Source organism: Mesocryomonas lacus (genome assembly GCF_055730135.2).
The window spans coordinates 404,125-418,443 of the sequence record NZ_JBUZWE020000003.1 but is presented as its reverse complement, the minus strand read 5'-3'; the positions used below and the strand labels follow the sequence as shown (position 1 = coordinate 418,443).

At 67.2% G+C, this 14,319-nt stretch carries 14 protein-coding genes; 7 read left to right on the top strand and 7 right to left on the bottom strand.

The window, feature by feature from the left end:
- Window positions 1-48: 48 nt before the first annotated feature.
- Window positions 49-501 (top strand): NUDIX domain-containing protein, encoded by a 453-nt coding sequence (locus ACZLZY_RS07120; RefSeq protein WP_472933044.1) that lies wholly within the window; start codon window positions 49-51, stop codon window positions 499-501.
- 3 nt (window positions 502-504) lie between these two features.
- On the opposite strand, the gene ACZLZY_RS07115 is transcribed toward ACZLZY_RS07120, so the two are convergent.
- On the bottom strand, window positions 505-1,485 hold the full coding sequence (locus ACZLZY_RS07115) for a glutathione S-transferase family protein (protein WP_472933042.1): 981 nt from the start codon (window positions 1,483-1,485) through the stop codon (window positions 505-507).
- A 279-nt stretch (window positions 1,486-1,764) separates the two neighbouring features.
- Here ACZLZY_RS07115 and ACZLZY_RS07110 point away from each other — a divergent pair, with 279 nt between their 5' ends.
- Complete coding sequence (locus ACZLZY_RS07110) at window positions 1,765-2,271, top strand: GNAT family N-acetyltransferase (protein WP_472933040.1); 507 nt, start codon at window positions 1,765-1,767, stop codon at window positions 2,269-2,271.
- Between the two features lie 27 nt (window positions 2,272-2,298).
- On the opposite strand, the gene ACZLZY_RS07105 is transcribed toward ACZLZY_RS07110, so the two are convergent.
- The 4 genes from ACZLZY_RS07105 to ACZLZY_RS07090 are packed head-to-tail and all read right to left on the bottom strand — an operon-like array spanning window position 2,299 to window position 9,185.
- Window positions 2,299-4,377 (bottom strand): hypothetical protein, encoded by a 2,079-nt coding sequence (locus ACZLZY_RS07105; protein WP_472933038.1) that lies wholly within the window; start codon window positions 4,375-4,377, stop codon window positions 2,299-2,301.
- A complete protein-coding gene (locus ACZLZY_RS07100) occupies window positions 4,374-7,256 on the bottom strand; it encodes a DUF4159 domain-containing protein (protein WP_472933036.1) in 2,883 nt (960 codons plus the stop codon). The genes ACZLZY_RS07105 and ACZLZY_RS07100 overlap by 4 nt, the downstream gene beginning before the upstream one ends.
- Window positions 7,253-8,170 carry a DUF58 domain-containing protein gene (locus tag ACZLZY_RS07095; RefSeq protein ID WP_472933034.1) on the bottom strand — a complete coding sequence of 306 codons (918 nt, stop codon included), beginning with the start codon at window positions 8,168-8,170 and terminating at the stop codon, window positions 7,253-7,255. The genes ACZLZY_RS07100 and ACZLZY_RS07095 overlap by 4 nt, the downstream gene beginning before the upstream one ends.
- Window positions 8,171-8,174: 4 nt before the next feature.
- Window positions 8,175-9,185, bottom strand: a complete 1,011-nt coding sequence (locus ACZLZY_RS07090) for an AAA family ATPase (protein ID WP_472933151.1) — start codon at window positions 9,183-9,185, stop codon at window positions 8,175-8,177.
- A gap of 159 nt (window positions 9,186-9,344) precedes the next feature.
- On the opposite strand from ACZLZY_RS07090, the gene ACZLZY_RS07085 reads away from it, so the two are divergent.
- Genes ACZLZY_RS07085 through ACZLZY_RS07075 form a run of 3 tightly spaced genes read left to right on the top strand, consistent with a single transcriptional unit; the run spans window position 9,345 to window position 11,856 of the window.
- Window positions 9,345-9,983 (top strand): DUF1285 domain-containing protein, encoded by a 639-nt coding sequence (locus ACZLZY_RS07085; RefSeq protein WP_472933032.1) that lies wholly within the window; start codon window positions 9,345-9,347, stop codon window positions 9,981-9,983.
- Window positions 9,980-10,609, top strand: coding sequence for a CoA pyrophosphatase (locus ACZLZY_RS07080; RefSeq protein ID WP_472933030.1), 630 nt, complete (start codon window positions 9,980-9,982; stop codon window positions 10,607-10,609). The genes ACZLZY_RS07085 and ACZLZY_RS07080 overlap by 4 nt, the downstream gene beginning before the upstream one ends.
- The gene (locus ACZLZY_RS07075) at window positions 10,606-11,856 is read left to right on the top strand and encodes a CCA tRNA nucleotidyltransferase (protein ID WP_472933028.1); all 1,251 of its coding nucleotides are present in this window, start codon (window positions 10,606-10,608) and stop codon (window positions 11,854-11,856) included. Before ACZLZY_RS07080 ends, ACZLZY_RS07075 begins: the two co-directional genes overlap by 4 nt.
- 104 nt (window positions 11,857-11,960) lie before the next feature.
- Here the strand turns inward: ACZLZY_RS07075 and ACZLZY_RS07070 are convergent, their stop codons facing one another.
- Window positions 11,961-12,137: a DUF1059 domain-containing protein gene (locus tag ACZLZY_RS07070; protein WP_472933026.1), complete on the bottom strand. Its 177-nt coding sequence runs from the start codon at window positions 12,135-12,137 to the stop codon at window positions 11,961-11,963.
- Window positions 12,138-12,508: 371 nt separating this feature from the next.
- Here ACZLZY_RS07070 and ACZLZY_RS07065 point away from each other — a divergent pair, with 371 nt between their 5' ends.
- On the top strand, window positions 12,509-12,673 hold the full coding sequence (locus ACZLZY_RS07065) for a hypothetical protein (RefSeq protein ID WP_472933024.1): 165 nt from the start codon (window positions 12,509-12,511) through the stop codon (window positions 12,671-12,673).
- Between the two features lie 239 nt (window positions 12,674-12,912).
- Here the strand turns inward: ACZLZY_RS07065 and hemF are convergent, their stop codons facing one another.
- Window positions 12,913-13,818 (bottom strand): oxygen-dependent coproporphyrinogen oxidase, encoded by a 906-nt coding sequence (gene hemF, locus ACZLZY_RS07060; protein ID WP_472933022.1) that lies wholly within the window; start codon window positions 13,816-13,818, stop codon window positions 12,913-12,915.
- A 216-nt stretch (window positions 13,819-14,034) separates the two neighbouring features.
- On the opposite strand from hemF, the gene ACZLZY_RS07055 reads away from it, so the two are divergent.
- Window positions 14,035-14,286, top strand: a complete 252-nt coding sequence (locus ACZLZY_RS07055) for a hypothetical protein (RefSeq protein ID WP_472933020.1) — start codon at window positions 14,035-14,037, stop codon at window positions 14,284-14,286.
- The last annotated feature ends 33 nt before the right edge of the window (window positions 14,287-14,319 follow it).

Sequence of the window (14,319 nt, the reverse complement as noted above, 5' to 3'; positions counted from 1 at the left end):
CTGCTCTGTCTTAAAGGGAAAGAGCGGCGGAGGCTTCCGATAGTGCTGATGACGCGGCTTCGCACCCGGATTTTCCATTTCGCCCACGTGCTGATGCGACCGATGACGCTCGGCATGCGCTGCGCTGCCTTCGACAGGGAAGGCCGCGTCTTCTTGGTGCGCCATACCTATGTCCCCGGCTGGTATCTGCCGGGCGGCGGGGTGGATGCTGGCGAAACGGTGGAGCAGGCGCTGCAACGGGAACTGCGCGAGGAGGGCAATCTGGAACTTCTGGAAGCGCCGGACCTCGTCGGCATCTACTTCAACCGACGTGCCTCCCGCCGCGACCACGTCCTGTTCTACGTCTGCCGCTCGGTGCGGCAGACCGCACCGAAAGCGCCCGACTGTGAGATCGCCGAGAGCGGTTTCTTTTCCCTGAACGCTCTGCCGGAGGGAACGACCGCGTCGACCCGCCGGCGTCTCGCGGAACTTGAAGGCGGCCCGCGGAATCCACTCTGGTAGCCATCAGCCGCGGGAAAGTCGCTCCCGCCCATGCGGTTGCCAAAGGTCCTGTTCTGGCCCCAGCGGGACGATCCGGGTCGGATTGATCGTCGTATGGCTCTGGTAGTAGTGCCCCTTGATGTGCTCGAAATCGACGGTCTCGGCGAAGCCATCGGTCTGGTAGACATCGAGCATGGTGCCGAAGAGGTTGGGATAGTCCCGGATCTGCCGGGCGTTGCACTTGAAGTGCCCGTGATAGACCGCGTCGAAGCGGATGAGCGTCGTGAACAGGCGGATGTCCGCCTCGGTCATCGCGCTGCCGGTGAGGAAGCGTTGCGAGGACAGACGCTCCTCGAGCTGATCGAGCATGGCGAACAGTGCATGGAACGGCTGCTCGTAGGCTTCCTGCGTGGTGGCGAAGCCGCATTTGTAGACGCCGTTGTTGACGGCGTCGTAGACCGCCTCATTCACTGCATCGATCTCGCTCCGCAGCGCTGCGGGCGACAGGTCGACCGCGGTATCGGCCAGGTCGCCGAAGCCGGAGTTAAAGATGCGGATGATCTCGGCAGACTCGTTGTTGACGATCGTCCCCGTCTTCTTGTCCCAGAGCACGGGAACGGTCACCCGCCCGCTGAACTGCGGCTCGGCCGCCGTATAGACCTCGTAGAGCTTCGTCTTGCCGAGGACGGTGTCGGGAATGGTGCCGGCCCTGTCGGAGAACTCCCAACCGTTCTCCGCCATCAGAAAGTCGACGACAGAGAGCGAGATCACGTCTTCCAGACGCTTCAGCCGGCGGACGATCAGCGTCCGGTGCGCCCAGGGACAGGCGAGCGAGATATAGAGATGATACCGCCCGGCTTCTGCCGGATATGCCTTCTGCCCGTCCGGCCCCGGCGCACCGTCGGGTGTGATCCAGTCTCGAAACTTCGTCGTCGTTCGCTGGAACGCGCCGTCCTTGGTCTCGTACCACTTGTCCTGCCAGACGCCGTCGACCAAAAGTCCCATTGCTTGTCCCCTTAGAATGATATTCGGGGATGTAAGGCGGGCGGGGCGAAGGGCGAGCGACCGCCATGGACCCAGCCATCGAGAATGGTCTGCGCCGTCGCCGCTTGCCGTCCGGCTCCCCGCGCTATAACAACCCGCCTCAACCGGCACCAAGCCGTTGGAGAAGACGACCATGGCGGTGATGCTGCGACGACGAACGACATTCTAGGTCGAAACCCCGTCACAGCCATACCCGCGCGGATGTCCATGAGACAGGCTGCGCCCGTCCCCGGAAGCTGCATGTCCTCCCTTCTCTTCGACGTCGTCTATCTCCCCGAAACCGCCGAGCATGATGCCGTCATCGATGCCATTGCCGACGAGGCTTTCGGTCCCGGTCGCTTTGTCCGCGCCGCCGAAAGGGTACGGGAAATGGCGCCGCATGATCGGCGCCTGTCCTTCGTGGCCTTGCTCGACGGCGTGGTCATCGGATCGGTACGGCTGACGCCGATCCGTATCGGCGAAGCCCCGTGCCTGATGCTCGGTCCGCTGGCGGTACGTCCAAGTTTCAAGGGAAAAGGCATCGGCCGGCGGCTGATGGCGACAGCGGAGACCACGGCGCTGATGGCGGGCGAGCGCGTCATCATGCTGGTCGGCGACCGCGCCTATTACATGCCGATCGGCTACCGTCCGCTGCCGGTCGGGTCCGTCATCATGCCGGGCCCGGTGGACCGGACGCGCATCCTCGGCCTGCCGCTCGTCGAGGGTGCCCTGGAGAATTTGTCCGGCGTGGTCCGGGCGCGCGGCTAACCGCAGCGCACTCCAATGTGCCGGGGGTCAGCGACCCTCGCGGAACCAGGTTGCGGAGATCGCGAGGAGAAGAACCGCCAGACCGAGGAAACCGGCAAACAGCGGTGTCCGCTCGACACCGCGCAGCACTGTCTCGTCGGTCGTCTTCAGCCCGATCCAGTCTCGCCCCTCCGCATCCGCCCGGCCGCTGACCGGCACGATCCGCGGCACGGCGACGGTGCCGTCCGCGGCGATGCGGCGGACGCTGCCGCGGGTCGCGTCGGCGATGGGCTGGAGTTTGGCTGTCGTCGACACCGCCTCGCGGTATTCGCGCGGGTTGACCGGGCCGACATTGGCGAGCGTCCGCAGCTCGCCATTCGCCGCCTGGAAAAGCCCGAGCTCTTCCGTCTTCAGCGAGCCCTGCCACTGGCCCTCGCCGATCCGCGTCAACGGGACCTGCTCCGCCTTGCCGGACGGCGTCACCACCGTCGCGGGACCGGGATCATCGCCGATCGTCTGGCGGGTGATGATGAGGTCCGTGCCCCGCGCCTCGGCGTTCAGCGCTTCCTCGTCGAGTTCCGGCTCCTTCATCAGCCAGTGCGCCAGCCGGCGGAACAGTGCGACGTGTGGGCCGCCGCCTTCGAAGCCGCGCGACCAGAGCCAGCCCTGGTCCGACAGGAGCAGCGCGACCCGGCCCTCGCCGGCGCGTTCCAGCACCAGCAGCGGCTTGTTGTCGGGGCCGGTCATCACGGTCTCGCCGCGCGGCTCGCCGACGCCGATCGAGCGGAACCACTCGCTCCAGGCCGGCGGGGTCTGGTCGGAGCCCGGCAAGTCACGCGTCACCGGGTGCTTCTTGCCGAGTTCGGACAGAGCCGGGCGGAACGGCACCTCGTCGATCTCGCCGGTCGGCAGCGCCGGCAGAATCGAGGCCAGCGAGGTCGAAGCGACCGAGTCGTCGCCGGCATATTCCGGGCCGGAGGCGATCAGCATCGCGCCGCCGTTCTGCACGTACTGCGAGATGTAGTCGAAGTAGAGCGCTGGCAGCACGCCGCGCTGCTGGTAGCGGTCGAAGATGATGAGGTCGAAATCGTCGATCTTCTCGACGAACAGCTCGCGCGTCGGGAAGGCGATCAGCGACAGCTCGTCGATCGGTGTGCCATCCTGCTTCTCCGGCGGGCGCAGGATGGTGAAGTGAACGAGATCGACCGACGCGTCCGATTTCAGGAGATTGCGCCAGGTCCGCTCGCCGGCATGCGGCTCGCCGGAGACGAGCAGCACCCGAAGGTTCTCGCGGATGCCGTCGACCACCGCAATGGCGCGGTTGTTGATCGGCGTGATCTCGTCGGGATCGCGGGCGACTGAGAGCTCGACGATGTTCTTGCCGGCGCGCGGCAGTTTGAAGTCATAGCTTTCCAAAGTGCCCGGCCGCGCCTGCTGGCGGCCGATCAGATCGCCGTTGAGGAAGACGCGGACTTCGACCGGTGTGGCCGATGCCCGCGGTCCGTCCTCGATGACGCGGTAGGCGAGCTTCTGGTCCTGCTCGACGATGCCAAAGCGTGGGCTGGTGGTGATCTCGATGCGGCGGTCGAACTCGTCCGGCCGGCCGGTGACGAGCCCGTGCACCGGGGCATCGAAGCCGAGCGCGCTGGCCGCGGCGGGGATGTCGTGAATCTGCCCGTCGGTGACCATGATGGCGCCAGCGACCCGAGTCGGCGCGACGTCCGAGAGCGCCGATCCGAGCGCGCCGAACAGCGCGGTCGTCGCGTCGTCGGCATTGGCGGCTCCGGATTTGGCGTTGACGGTCCGGACCTCAAATTCGGGGAAGCGCGACAGGCTGTCCTGCAGGGCCTTGACCGCAGCCGTCGTCTCGGCGGTTCGCTGGCCGATGGTCTGGCTCTGGCTGTCGTCGATCACAAGCGCGACGACGCTCTTTAGCGGGTCGCGCTCCTCTCGCAGCACGACCGGGTTCAGCAGCGCCAGCATCAGCGCCGCGATGGCGACGACGCGCAGGAGCGAGCCGCGCAATTTTGCGAAGACGAGCGCGAGCGCCAGCAGCAGCGCCGGGACCGCGAGAATGGCCAGCACCGTCCAGGAGAAGAAGGGCGCGAAGTCGATGGACCAGGTCATTGGCCGAGCCTCTCGAGGAGAGCCGGCACGTGCACCTGGTCGGCCTTGTAGTTGCCGGTGAGGACGTACATCACGATGTTGACGCCGGCCCGATAGGCATATTCGCGCTGCGACGCATCGCTGGAATCTGTGGGATAAAGGAACAGTCCGGCATCATCGACGGCCCAGGCGCTGGCCATGTCGTTGGACGTGATCATGATCGACGAGACGCCGTCGCCGGCGTTCGCCGGACGGCTTTCGGCGTTGGGATCCCTCACCAGCGCCTCGACCCAGAGCTCCCCGCCGGAATGGCGGCCGGGAAACGCGTCCATGATGTAGAAGGATTTCGTCAGGACATGGTCCGACGGGACCGGCTCCAGCGGCGGGATATCGAGATCCGCAAGGATGTCGCGCAGGCGGCGCTGACCGGGCGATACGGCGGTGGAGGTCAGCGACGAGAGATCGTCGTCCTTGACGTCGAACAGCACCGTGCCGCCTTGCTTCATGTAGGCGTCGACCCGGCTGACGGCGGCCGCGTCCGGCATCGCTGCCGCTGCATCGATCGGCCAGTAGAGGATGGGATAGAAGGCGAGTTCGTCGCGGGCGATGTCGACGCCGACGGCCGGCCCCGGCTCCAGCGCGGTCTTGGCGGCGATGAACTGCGACAGTCCGTCGAGGCCGCGGCGTGAGATCTCGTCGGCGCTGCCGTCACCCGTCTCGACATAGGCAAGGTGCGTCGTCACGGTCGCCGCGATCGCGGCTTTCGCGCGCTCGGCATCGTCAGCCGAACGCGCGGCCGGCGGGGCATTCTGTTCCTGTGCGACGACCTTGCCGGTGCCGCCAAGACTCAAGGCGAGGCCGAAAGCAAGCACCGCGATCGCGGGCGCAACCGTGCCCCGCTGTCTGGCGCCCCATCGGCCGAGCCGTGAGATGACACCGTTCAGCCACAAGAGAGCCAACGCATCCACGGCAAACAGCGCGAGAGCGGCGGCCAGAAGCCAGGGGGTCAGATCGAGCGTATCGGCACGGGCATAGCCGCGCTGCACCAGCGGCACGCCGAAGTCGCTTTCCGCCAGCGGCCGCAGCACGGCGTCGGGCGCGAGAAGGTTCAAGGCGGCGTATCCTTCCTCGGTGCCGTAAAGCCCCGGCGGGTTGCGGCGCGAAACGGACGGTGTCGCGTCTGCGGCGATGGTCAACGGCTCGGCGTCGGGGCCAGGCGACGCCAGCCGCCCCTGTGCGTCCATCAGCCTGTAGGGCGGGAGGCTTTGCGCAGCCGAGGCGGCTTCGCCCGGCGTGCCGCCAGCCGCGGCCGGGCCGGTGGAGCGCGACAAAGTGACGATGCGTCGGAGCATGTCGACGAAGGCGCCGGAGATCGGCAGGTTCGACCAGGTCGCCTCGGCGGTGACGTGGAACAGCACGATGGTGCCGGCGCCCACCGGGCCGGCGGTGATCAGCGGCGTGCCGTCGGCAAGGCTTGCCCAGGTGCGGTCGGCCAAGTCGACGGAGGGCTCGGCGAGGATCTGGCGGGAGACGGTGACGTCCTCGCCGATCGCGATGCCGGCCAGAGGGCTCGTCGGCGCCAGCGGCGCGATCTTCTGCGGCTGCGCCCAGGACAGGGCGCCGCCAAGCTGACGCTCGCCGCTGCGCAGCCGCACCGGCACCAGCGTATCCTCGCCGGTGGTCGCCGCCAGCCGAGGGCCGGCAAAGCGCAGCAGGAAGCCGCCCTTGTCGACGAACTCGGTCAGCGCCGTCCGCGCTGCCGCGGGCATGACGCCGATGTCAGCGAGAACGATAACGGAGGGCTTACGGGCGATCATCGCGGGGATGGCGGTGCCGAGATCGGCACTGTCCGCGCGGACCACGTCGGCGAAGGGCTCGAGGGCCCGGCTGATGTAGTAGAGCGGCGACAGCAGCGGTTGCGCGGCGTCGGCCGCCTCTCCGGACACGAGGCCGACACGGCGCCGCCGGAAACTGTCGTCGACGAGCCGCACCGAGCCGGCCGTCGTCGCGCCGTCGAGCTCGAGGCGGGCGATGTCGTTGCGCAGCTCAACGGGAATGGTGAAGCGCGCTTCGCCGGTGGTGGCATCGGCGGTGAAGGCCAAGGCGGCGGTGCCGATCGCACGTCCTTGCGCATCGACGGCCCGCAGCGCGAACGAGGCGGCAGCGCCAGCTTCGGGCCGCACGCCTTGGATCACCAGCGCGTCGGTGGCGTTCTCGGTCCGCGTCAGGCCGACGAGACCCGCGATTTCCGGGCGGTAGTAGATCGTCTGTCCGGAGCCGAGGCTACCGAGCGCGGTCAGTGCGGCGGGGGCGCCGTCGCTGTCGATGCCATCGCTGAGGAGCGCGACCGAGCCCGGCGGGTTGCCGGCGAGGGCTGTCGTCAGGCGGGCGATGGCGGCGGGACGGTCGGTCGGGATCGGACGGGGCGTGGCGGCCGCGATGCGCTCGAGCGCGGTGGCGGCCTCGACGGGCGTCGCATCGTCGGTCGGGCCGTCGGCCGTGAAGGCGAGCGAAACGGGGCGGCCGGCATTCGCGGCGTCCTGCACGAGGGCCTCGGCGGCATCGCGCTGGGCTTCCCAGTTGGCGCCGCTCGCCCAGCCATTGTCGATCATCACGGCGAGCGGGCCGCTGCCGGACAGGAGGCCTTCGCGTGGGTTCAGCACCGGCGCTGCCAGCGCCAGGATGATCAACGCGGCCAGCAGCAGCCGCAGCAGCGTCAGCCACCACGGGCTCTTCGCCGGCGTTTCCTGGTGCTTCAGAACCTCGGCGAGGATTTTTAGCGGCGGAAAGGGTTCTGTCTGCGGCCGGGGCGGGGTCAGCTTCAGGAGCCACCAGATCACCGGAAGCGCTAGTAGGCCGAACAGCACCAGCGGCGCGCCGAAGCTTAGACCGCCGATCATGCCGGGACCCCGCGCTTGGCCACGGCCTGCGGCATGCCGCTCAGCCGGCTGTGCACCGCGACCAGAGCCTCGGAGGCCAGCCGGTCCGTCCTATGCGGGATGAAGCTCCAGCCGAGCCGGCGGCAGTGCTCGCCGATCGTCTCGCGCCGCGCCCGGTAGAGCCGCTCATAGTCCGCGCGCAACAGTTCTGCCCGGCCGGCGGTGAGCTTTGCGCCGGTCTCGGGGTCGCGGAACTCGGTGCGACCAGCATAGGGAAAGGTCTCCTCGGCGGGATCAGCGATGGCGACGAGGTGCCCGCGGATGCCGCGCCGGGCGATGCGGTCGATTTGCCCGAGCAGTTCGTCGAGCGGATCCAGAAAATCGCTGACCAGCACGACCTCGCTGAAGCGCTTCAGCCGGTCGTCCGGCGGAAAGCCGGCGGGACGATCGCTGACGAGGGCGGCAGCAATCCGCTCAGCGCCGTTCCGGGCCGAGATCGGGTCGATCACACCGGGATAGCCGATCCGCTCGCCCGAGCCGGAAAGAAGGTCGGCGAGCGCCAGCACCAGCACCAGCGCGCGCGACTCCTTCGATACCGCCGCGGCATCGGAGCGATAGAGCATGGACGGGGAGGGGTCGGCCCAGAGCCAGACGGTCTGCGCCGCCTCCCATTCCTGGTCGCGAAGGTAGAGGCTGTCGTCGCGGGCCGAGCGGCGCCAGTCGATGCGCGACACCTGCTCGCCCTCGACGAAGGGTCGGAACTGCCAAAAGTTCTCGCCGATGCCGCGGCGGCGGCGGCCGTGCCAGCCGGCGATGACGGTGGCGACGACGCGGCGTGCCTCGACCAGAAGGTCGGGCATCAAGGCCGCCCGCTGGCGGGCGCGCGTCAGCGCATCGGCGGAACCGGTGAGGTCGACCGTCTGGCCGATGGTCAATCGCTTAGCCCTTCGCTGCGTCGCGCTTCAGGGCGGCGACGACGTCGCGCACCGTCATCCCCTCGGCGCGGGCCGAAAAGTTCAGCGCCATGCGGTGCTGCAGGATCGGCTCCGCGAGCGCCATCACATCGTCCACCGAGGGCGCGAGGCGCCCTTCGTAGAGCGCGCGGGCGCGCACGCAGGTCATCAGCGCCTGGCTGGCGCGAGGGCCGGGGCCCCAGGCGATATGGGCGTCGGCTTCCTTGTTGCCGTGGCCGGGACGGGCGGACCGCACCAAGTGGAGGATCGCTTCCACCACGCTCTCGGGGACCGGCATGCGCCGCACAAGGAGCTGGATCTCCCGCAGGCGCTCGGCCGTCAGCACCGGGATCGCCTTGTCCTCCATCGCGCCGGTCGTGGCGGTGAGGATCCGGCGCTCGGCGTCGATGTCGGGATAGAGCACGTCGACCTGCATCAGGAAGCGGTCGAGCTGCGCCTCGGGCAGGGGATAGGTACCTTCCTGCTCCAGCGGGTTCTGCGTCGCCAGCACGTGGAACGGCGCTGGCAGGTCGTGGCGCACGCCCGCGACGGTGACGTGGTATTCCTGCATGGACTGCAGCAGCGCCGACTGGGTGCGCGGCGAGGCGCGGTTGATCTCGTCGGCCATCAGCAGTTGCGCGAAGACCGGGCCGCGCAAAAAGCGGAAGGACCGGCGGCCGCCCTCGTCCTGGTCCATCACCTCCGAGCCAACGATGTCGGACGGCATCAGGTCGGGCGTGAACTGGATGCGGCGGGCGTCGAGCCCGAGCGAGACGCCGAGCGTGTCGACGAGCTTGGTCTTGGCGAGACCGGGAACGCCGACTAGGAGGGCATGGCCACCGGCGAGGATTGCGATGATTGTCTGCTCGACGACGCTCTCCTGGCCGAAGATGACGCGTCCGACCGATTCCTTCACCCGGGCGATGTCGGCGAGGGCATGTTCGGCCAAGGCGACGATGCCGTCCGCGTCGAGTACCGAATCCTGGGGCGCATGCATCGTCATGGAGAACTCCACTGTCTGGCAGACGGCTGGCATGGGCCGCGAAGAGGGTGCCGGCCGGTGTGGCCGCTGACCCATGAAATCTGCTGGGCGTTATCCTGGCAAGCCGCCGGGACGCAACTATCTCGTGACCGGGAAGCCCGGCCAAAATAAGACATGGAACCGGCGTCGCGGCGCCACCACATTCGCGGAAAGCTGCGACAGCACGGGAGAGCCGAGATCGCCGACCATCACAACAGCGTGTCGCCAGGCCTTGCCGCGCTGGTCGCACGGGCCGAGCGCGCCGGCAAGGGCGCGCCGCCGGTCGAGGCCTGGCACCCCGCGCACTGCGGCGACAGCGAGATGGCGATTCGGGCTGACGGTTCCTGGACCCACCAGGGTTCCCCGATCGGCCGGCCGGCGCTGGTGCGCCTGTTCTCGAGCGTCCTGCGCAAGGATGCGGACGGAACGACCCACCTGGTGACGCCGGTCGAGAAGCTGTCGATCACCGTCGAGGACGCGCCGTTTATTGCCGTCGAGATGAGCCGCGACGCCGAGGGCGAGGAGCCGGTGATCTCCTTCCGCACCAATGTGGGCGATATCGTCGCAGCCGGCCCGGCCAATCCGTTGCGGTTCGCCGTCGACAGCGGGGGCGGCTTTACGCCCTACGTCCTCGTTCGCGGCCGGCTGGAGGCGAAGCTGACGCGCGCGCTCGCCTTCGATCTCGCCGACTGCGTCGAAACCGGCGACGACGGCGTCGGCTTTATCCGATCGGGCGGCGCCCGCTTCGTGCTGCCGGCAGGTGTTTTGGAATGACCAGCTGGTCGTCCGCACCTGGCTTCACGGCTGCCGACTTTTGTGCGCGGGTACTCCGCGGCGGGGAGACGGAGGTTGAAGCCGGCGACCACGTCCTCAATCCGGACATCCAGCAACTCGCGGAGACCCGCTCCGCGCGGGCAGCGGCTGTCCTAGTGCCGATCGTCGATCGCGGGCATTCGGCCGGCGTCATCCTGACGATGCGGGCCAGCACGCTGCGCCAGCACGCCGGCCAGATCGCCTTTCCCGGTGGCTCGATCGATCCCGGCGATGCCTCTCCGGAGGCGGCGGCCTTGCGGGAAAGCTTTGAGGAGATCGGGCTCGAGGCTGGCTTCGTCGAGCCGCTCGGCCGGCTGCCGCATTATTCCACCAGCACCGGCTTCAGAATCACCCCGGTTCTCGCCCTCGTTCGGCCCGGCTTCACGCTGACGCCCAACCCGGAGGAGGTGGCCGACGTCTTCGAGGTGCCGCTGGATTTCCTGATGGACGCGGCCAACCATTTCAGCGAAAGCCGGGTCTGGCAGGGCCGGGAACGGCACTATTACGTGATGCCCTTCGGCGATCGCCGCATCTGGGGCGTCACCGCCGGCATCATCCGGACGCTTTACGAAAGGCTCTACGCATGACACGGATCGACGCCGATTGGCTCCGCGACGCCGACCTGCAACGCTTGCTCGCAGCGCTCTCCGGTCCCGGTGATGAAAGTGGCGAGGAGGAACTGGCGCGGGTCGTCGGCGGCGCCATCCGCAACACCATCCTCGGCAAGGCGGTCTCTGACATAGACATCGCGACGACCTGCGTGCCCGCGGTGACCATTGCCCGTGCCGCTGCGGCCGGTTTCAAGACGGTGCCGACCGGCATCGAGCATGGCACGGTGACGGTGATCGCCAACCGCCGGCCCTTCGAGGTCACCACGCTGCGCCGCGACGTCGAGACAAATGGCCGGCACGCCGTCGTCGCTTTCGGCCGCGACTGGCAGGCCGACGCTGAACGGCGCGACTTCACGATCAACGCGCTTTACTGCGATGCCGACGGAGAGGTCGTGGATCTCGTCGGGGGCCTCGCCGACATCGAGCGCCAGACGCTGCGGTTCATCGGCGATGCTGCCGCGCGGATCGAGGAGGACTATTTGCGCATCCTGCGCTTCTTCCGCTTCTTCGCCTGGTATGGCGAGGGCCGGCCGGACAGCGACGGCCTGCGGGCGTCGACGCGCCTGAAGGGAGGCCTCGCGCAACTCTCTGCCGAACGCGTCTGGGGCGAGTTGCGCAAGCTGCTTTCTGCCCCCGACCCGTCCCGCGCCTTGCTCTGGATGCGCCAGACGGGCGTCCTCACCTTGATCCTGCCCGAGAGCGAACGCTGGGGGATCGACGGCATTCACGGGCTCATGGCGGCGGAACAGCTGAACGGCTGGCCCGCCGACCCGCTGCTGCGGCTGGAATGCATCGTTCCGCCGGATGCGCCACGCCTTGCCGAGCTGTCGGCGAGGCTGAAGCTCTCCAACATCGACCGCGACCGACTCAACGCCTTTGCCGAGACGGGACCCATTCCCGGCGATCAGACGGAGACCGCGTTCCGACTCAAACTCTACTTCGCGGAGCGGGGCGGGGTCGTCGACCGGCTGCGTCAGCAACTGGCCGTATCGGCTGCCAAGGGACTCGATGCGGCGGGTGCAACGTCTAGCTATGCGCGCCTTCTGAAGACGGCAGAAAGCTTCGACCCACCGGCTTTTCCGGTGAGCGGCGCCGATTTGCAGGCTTTCGGCATGACCCCCGGCAAGGAACTGGGCGCCGCTTTGCAGACCCTGAAGCTTGCCTGGGTGGAAAGCGGCTTCATGCTCTCCCGCGAGAAGCTGCTCGGACAGTTGAAAACCTAGCCGCGGGCAAGTTCCAAAAGACGAGGACCCTGGCGCGGACACAAAAAAGCGGGCCTTTCGGCCCGCCTTGCACTGTGATCAGGCTTGCTCGCAGGATCGGGTGTTCAGTTCCGCAGTTCCTGTGTCCCGGCGCGGAAGCTGTCCATCATCGACGGTGTGATCCGGTCGACGCCCAGCTGGCGGGCTTGCATGACAGCGCGACGGATAACTTCGGCGGGGCTCTCGGCCCGAATGATCCGCTCGCACCCTGGAATTACACCAGCGCAATTCAGTTCGTACATTGCGTTTCCTCCCATAGGCTCGGCAACGTGCCATGCCTAGAAGCCATGGCATACGCAATTGTTCCAGCCATAGACAAGAACTAATTGCGGCGCCCCTAAGCAACCCCATGAAAAGAAGGCTCTGAGCGGGATAAGTCTAAGAAGATTATTTAACCCTGAAGCTAAGCGGAGTGCCCTTTCGGTCAAACGGGAAATCTGGCCGTTTCAGCGCAGGGCCATGCCTCGAGAGAAGCACTCGATAACGCCGAACGCCAGGAACGCTCGGCGTCGCAGGCGTCAGCGTCACAGGCACGGCGCCGCAATATGAGCAAAGCCTTTGCGTTCAAGACCTTGCGCGCTGGATGGAGAGGTGGCGTCAGTCGACGTGCGAGATGATCGGCAAAGCGCCGACCGGCGTGCGCTGGATCGCGGCGCTCAGCAGACCCCGACGCATCGGTCCGCTGTATCGCCCGAGCGAGATAGCACTGGCCTCGGAGATGACGAAGCTGCCGCAGTCTTCGCAACTGCAACAAATCCCGGCATCCGGCGTCTCGTAAAGATCTGCAGCAGTGCCGCTGCAGACAGGGCAAGATATCGCTGACATGGAGAGATCCTGATGCGAGGAAATAATTAGAAATACTCGAGCTTAGAAGGCGCCGAATTAATTTTAGTTATCCGTCCGCACCAGGGGCGTGTCAATTCGGCCCGTCGGCATAAAATCGATTGAAGCCAGCCGGAGGCGCGTGAAGTCGGGGCTATCTCCAACGCCAAACTTCGGTCGCGACTAACGATTGGGTCAGGGCCACTTCACCAGGGGCGGCATGGAGGAGAGGATGGAGTCGACGTTTCCGCCGGTTTTCAGCCCGAAGGTCGTGCCCCGGTCATAGAGCAGGTTGTACTCGACATAGCGCCCGCGGCGGACCAGCTGCTCGTCGCGGTCTTCCTCGGTATAGGGCAGTCCAGCGTTCTGTTTGACGATGTGCGAGTAGGCGACGAGGAACGCCTTGCCGACATCACGCGTGAAGGCGAAGTCGGCGTCCCAGCCGCCTTTCTCTTCCGACGAATGCAGCCAGTCGTAGAAGATGCCGCCGACGCCGCGGGCCTCGTTGCGGTGCGGCAGGAAGAAGTATTCGTCGCACCACTGTTTGTAAGTGGGATAGTCGGCGACGCCGTTGTGCCGGTCGCAGACGAACTGCATCGCCTTGTGGAAGGCGCGCGTATCCGGATCCTCCTGCGTCCGCCGGCGGTCCAGCGTCGGCGTCAGGTCGGCACCGCCGCCGAACCACTGGCTGGAGGTGACGACCATGCGGGTGTTCATGTGCACCGCCGGCACATTGGGATTGCGCATATGGGCGATCAGCGAGATGCCGGAGGCCCAGAAGCTTGGATCCTCCTCCGCGCCGGGGATCTGGCTGCGGAACTCCGGCGAGAACTCGCCATGCACCGTCGAGGTGTGGACGCCGACCTTTTCGAAGAGGGAGCCGTGCATCATCGACATCACGCCGCCGCCGCCGTCTTCCTTGCGGGCCCAAGGCGTCCGGACAAAGCGCCCGGCCGTCTCTCCCTCGGGCACGAAGGCGTCCTCGAGCGCCTCAAAACCTTCGCAGATCTTGTCCCGCAGCGTCTCGAACCATTCGCGCGCGGCTTGCTTCTTGGCCTCGATGTTCTCGGGCAGGCCTTCCGGCAACTGGGGACGTTCCATCGTCTGTTCCTCAAGCGTCTCGAACCGGCCTCTGCCTTGTCCGCTGTGCGGCCGGCATCCCGCCGAATTTACCGACCCAAGCGCCTAACAGGAAGCGCCGGCGGGCGGAAGACCGCCGAGCGGAGCGGGGAGGCCGCAGCCACCGATTTCGATTCGCAATATGCCGGCGCCAGCGCTATTCTGCTGCTCGAGACGTGTAATGAGTGAATGCGCGCCATGAGCTTTCCCCGCCCGCCGCTGGATGGTCTTGCCCGACAGCTCCAAGAGAACCGGCGCCGTCAGGCATCCGGCACGGGCAGCTTCGTTCGCGAGACCTACACGCTGCCGCGCGATGCGGCCCGGACCAAGGCGCGCGAATGGTTCGACCGCTATCCCAAGGCCGCCTACTGGACCTCGGTCGAGAGCTGGCGTCTGCTGCCAGGCGACGAGGTCGAGTTCACCATGCGCCGCCTGCCGACCGCCGATTAGGTTTGCGGATTGGGTTGGGCCCTGCGTCTGCCC

Excerpts from the sequence above, each read along its gene's own strand:
- ACZLZY_RS07070 (WP_472933026.1), bottom strand. The coding sequence starts at position 12,137 with ATGTACGAACTGAATTGCGCTGGTGTAATTCCAGGGTGCGAGCGGATC.
- ACZLZY_RS07110 (WP_472933040.1), top strand. The coding sequence starts at position 1,765 with ATGTCCTCCCTTCTCTTCGACGTCGTCTATCTCCCCGAAACCGCCGAG.
- ACZLZY_RS07090 (WP_472933151.1), bottom strand. The coding sequence starts at position 9,185 with ATGCATGCGCCCCAGGATTCGGTACTCGACGCGGACGGCATCGTCGCC.
- ACZLZY_RS07080 (WP_472933030.1), top strand. The coding sequence starts at position 9,980 with ATGACCAGCTGGTCGTCCGCACCTGGCTTCACGGCTGCCGACTTTTGT.
- ACZLZY_RS07115 (WP_472933042.1), bottom strand. The coding sequence starts at position 1,485 with ATGGGACTTTTGGTCGACGGCGTCTGGCAGGACAAGTGGTACGAGACC.
- ACZLZY_RS07065 (WP_472933024.1), top strand. The coding sequence starts at position 12,509 with ATGATCGGCAAAGCGCCGACCGGCGTGCGCTGGATCGCGGCGCTCAGC.
- ACZLZY_RS07105 (WP_472933038.1), bottom strand. The coding sequence starts at position 4,377 with ATGACCTGGTCCATCGACTTCGCGCCCTTCTTCTCCTGGACGGTGCTG.
- ACZLZY_RS07100 (WP_472933036.1), bottom strand. The coding sequence starts at position 7,256 with ATGATCGGCGGTCTAAGCTTCGGCGCGCCGCTGGTGCTGTTCGGCCTA.
- ACZLZY_RS07120 (WP_472933044.1), top strand. The coding sequence starts at position 49 with ATGACGCGGCTTCGCACCCGGATTTTCCATTTCGCCCACGTGCTGATG.
- ACZLZY_RS07055 (WP_472933020.1), top strand. The coding sequence starts at position 14,035 with ATGAGCTTTCCCCGCCCGCCGCTGGATGGTCTTGCCCGACAGCTCCAA.
- ACZLZY_RS07085 (WP_472933032.1), top strand. The coding sequence starts at position 9,345 with ATGGAACCGGCGTCGCGGCGCCACCACATTCGCGGAAAGCTGCGACAG.
- ACZLZY_RS07075 (WP_472933028.1), top strand. The coding sequence starts at position 10,606 with ATGACACGGATCGACGCCGATTGGCTCCGCGACGCCGACCTGCAACGC.
- hemF (WP_472933022.1), bottom strand. The coding sequence starts at position 13,818 with ATGGAACGTCCCCAGTTGCCGGAAGGCCTGCCCGAGAACATCGAGGCC.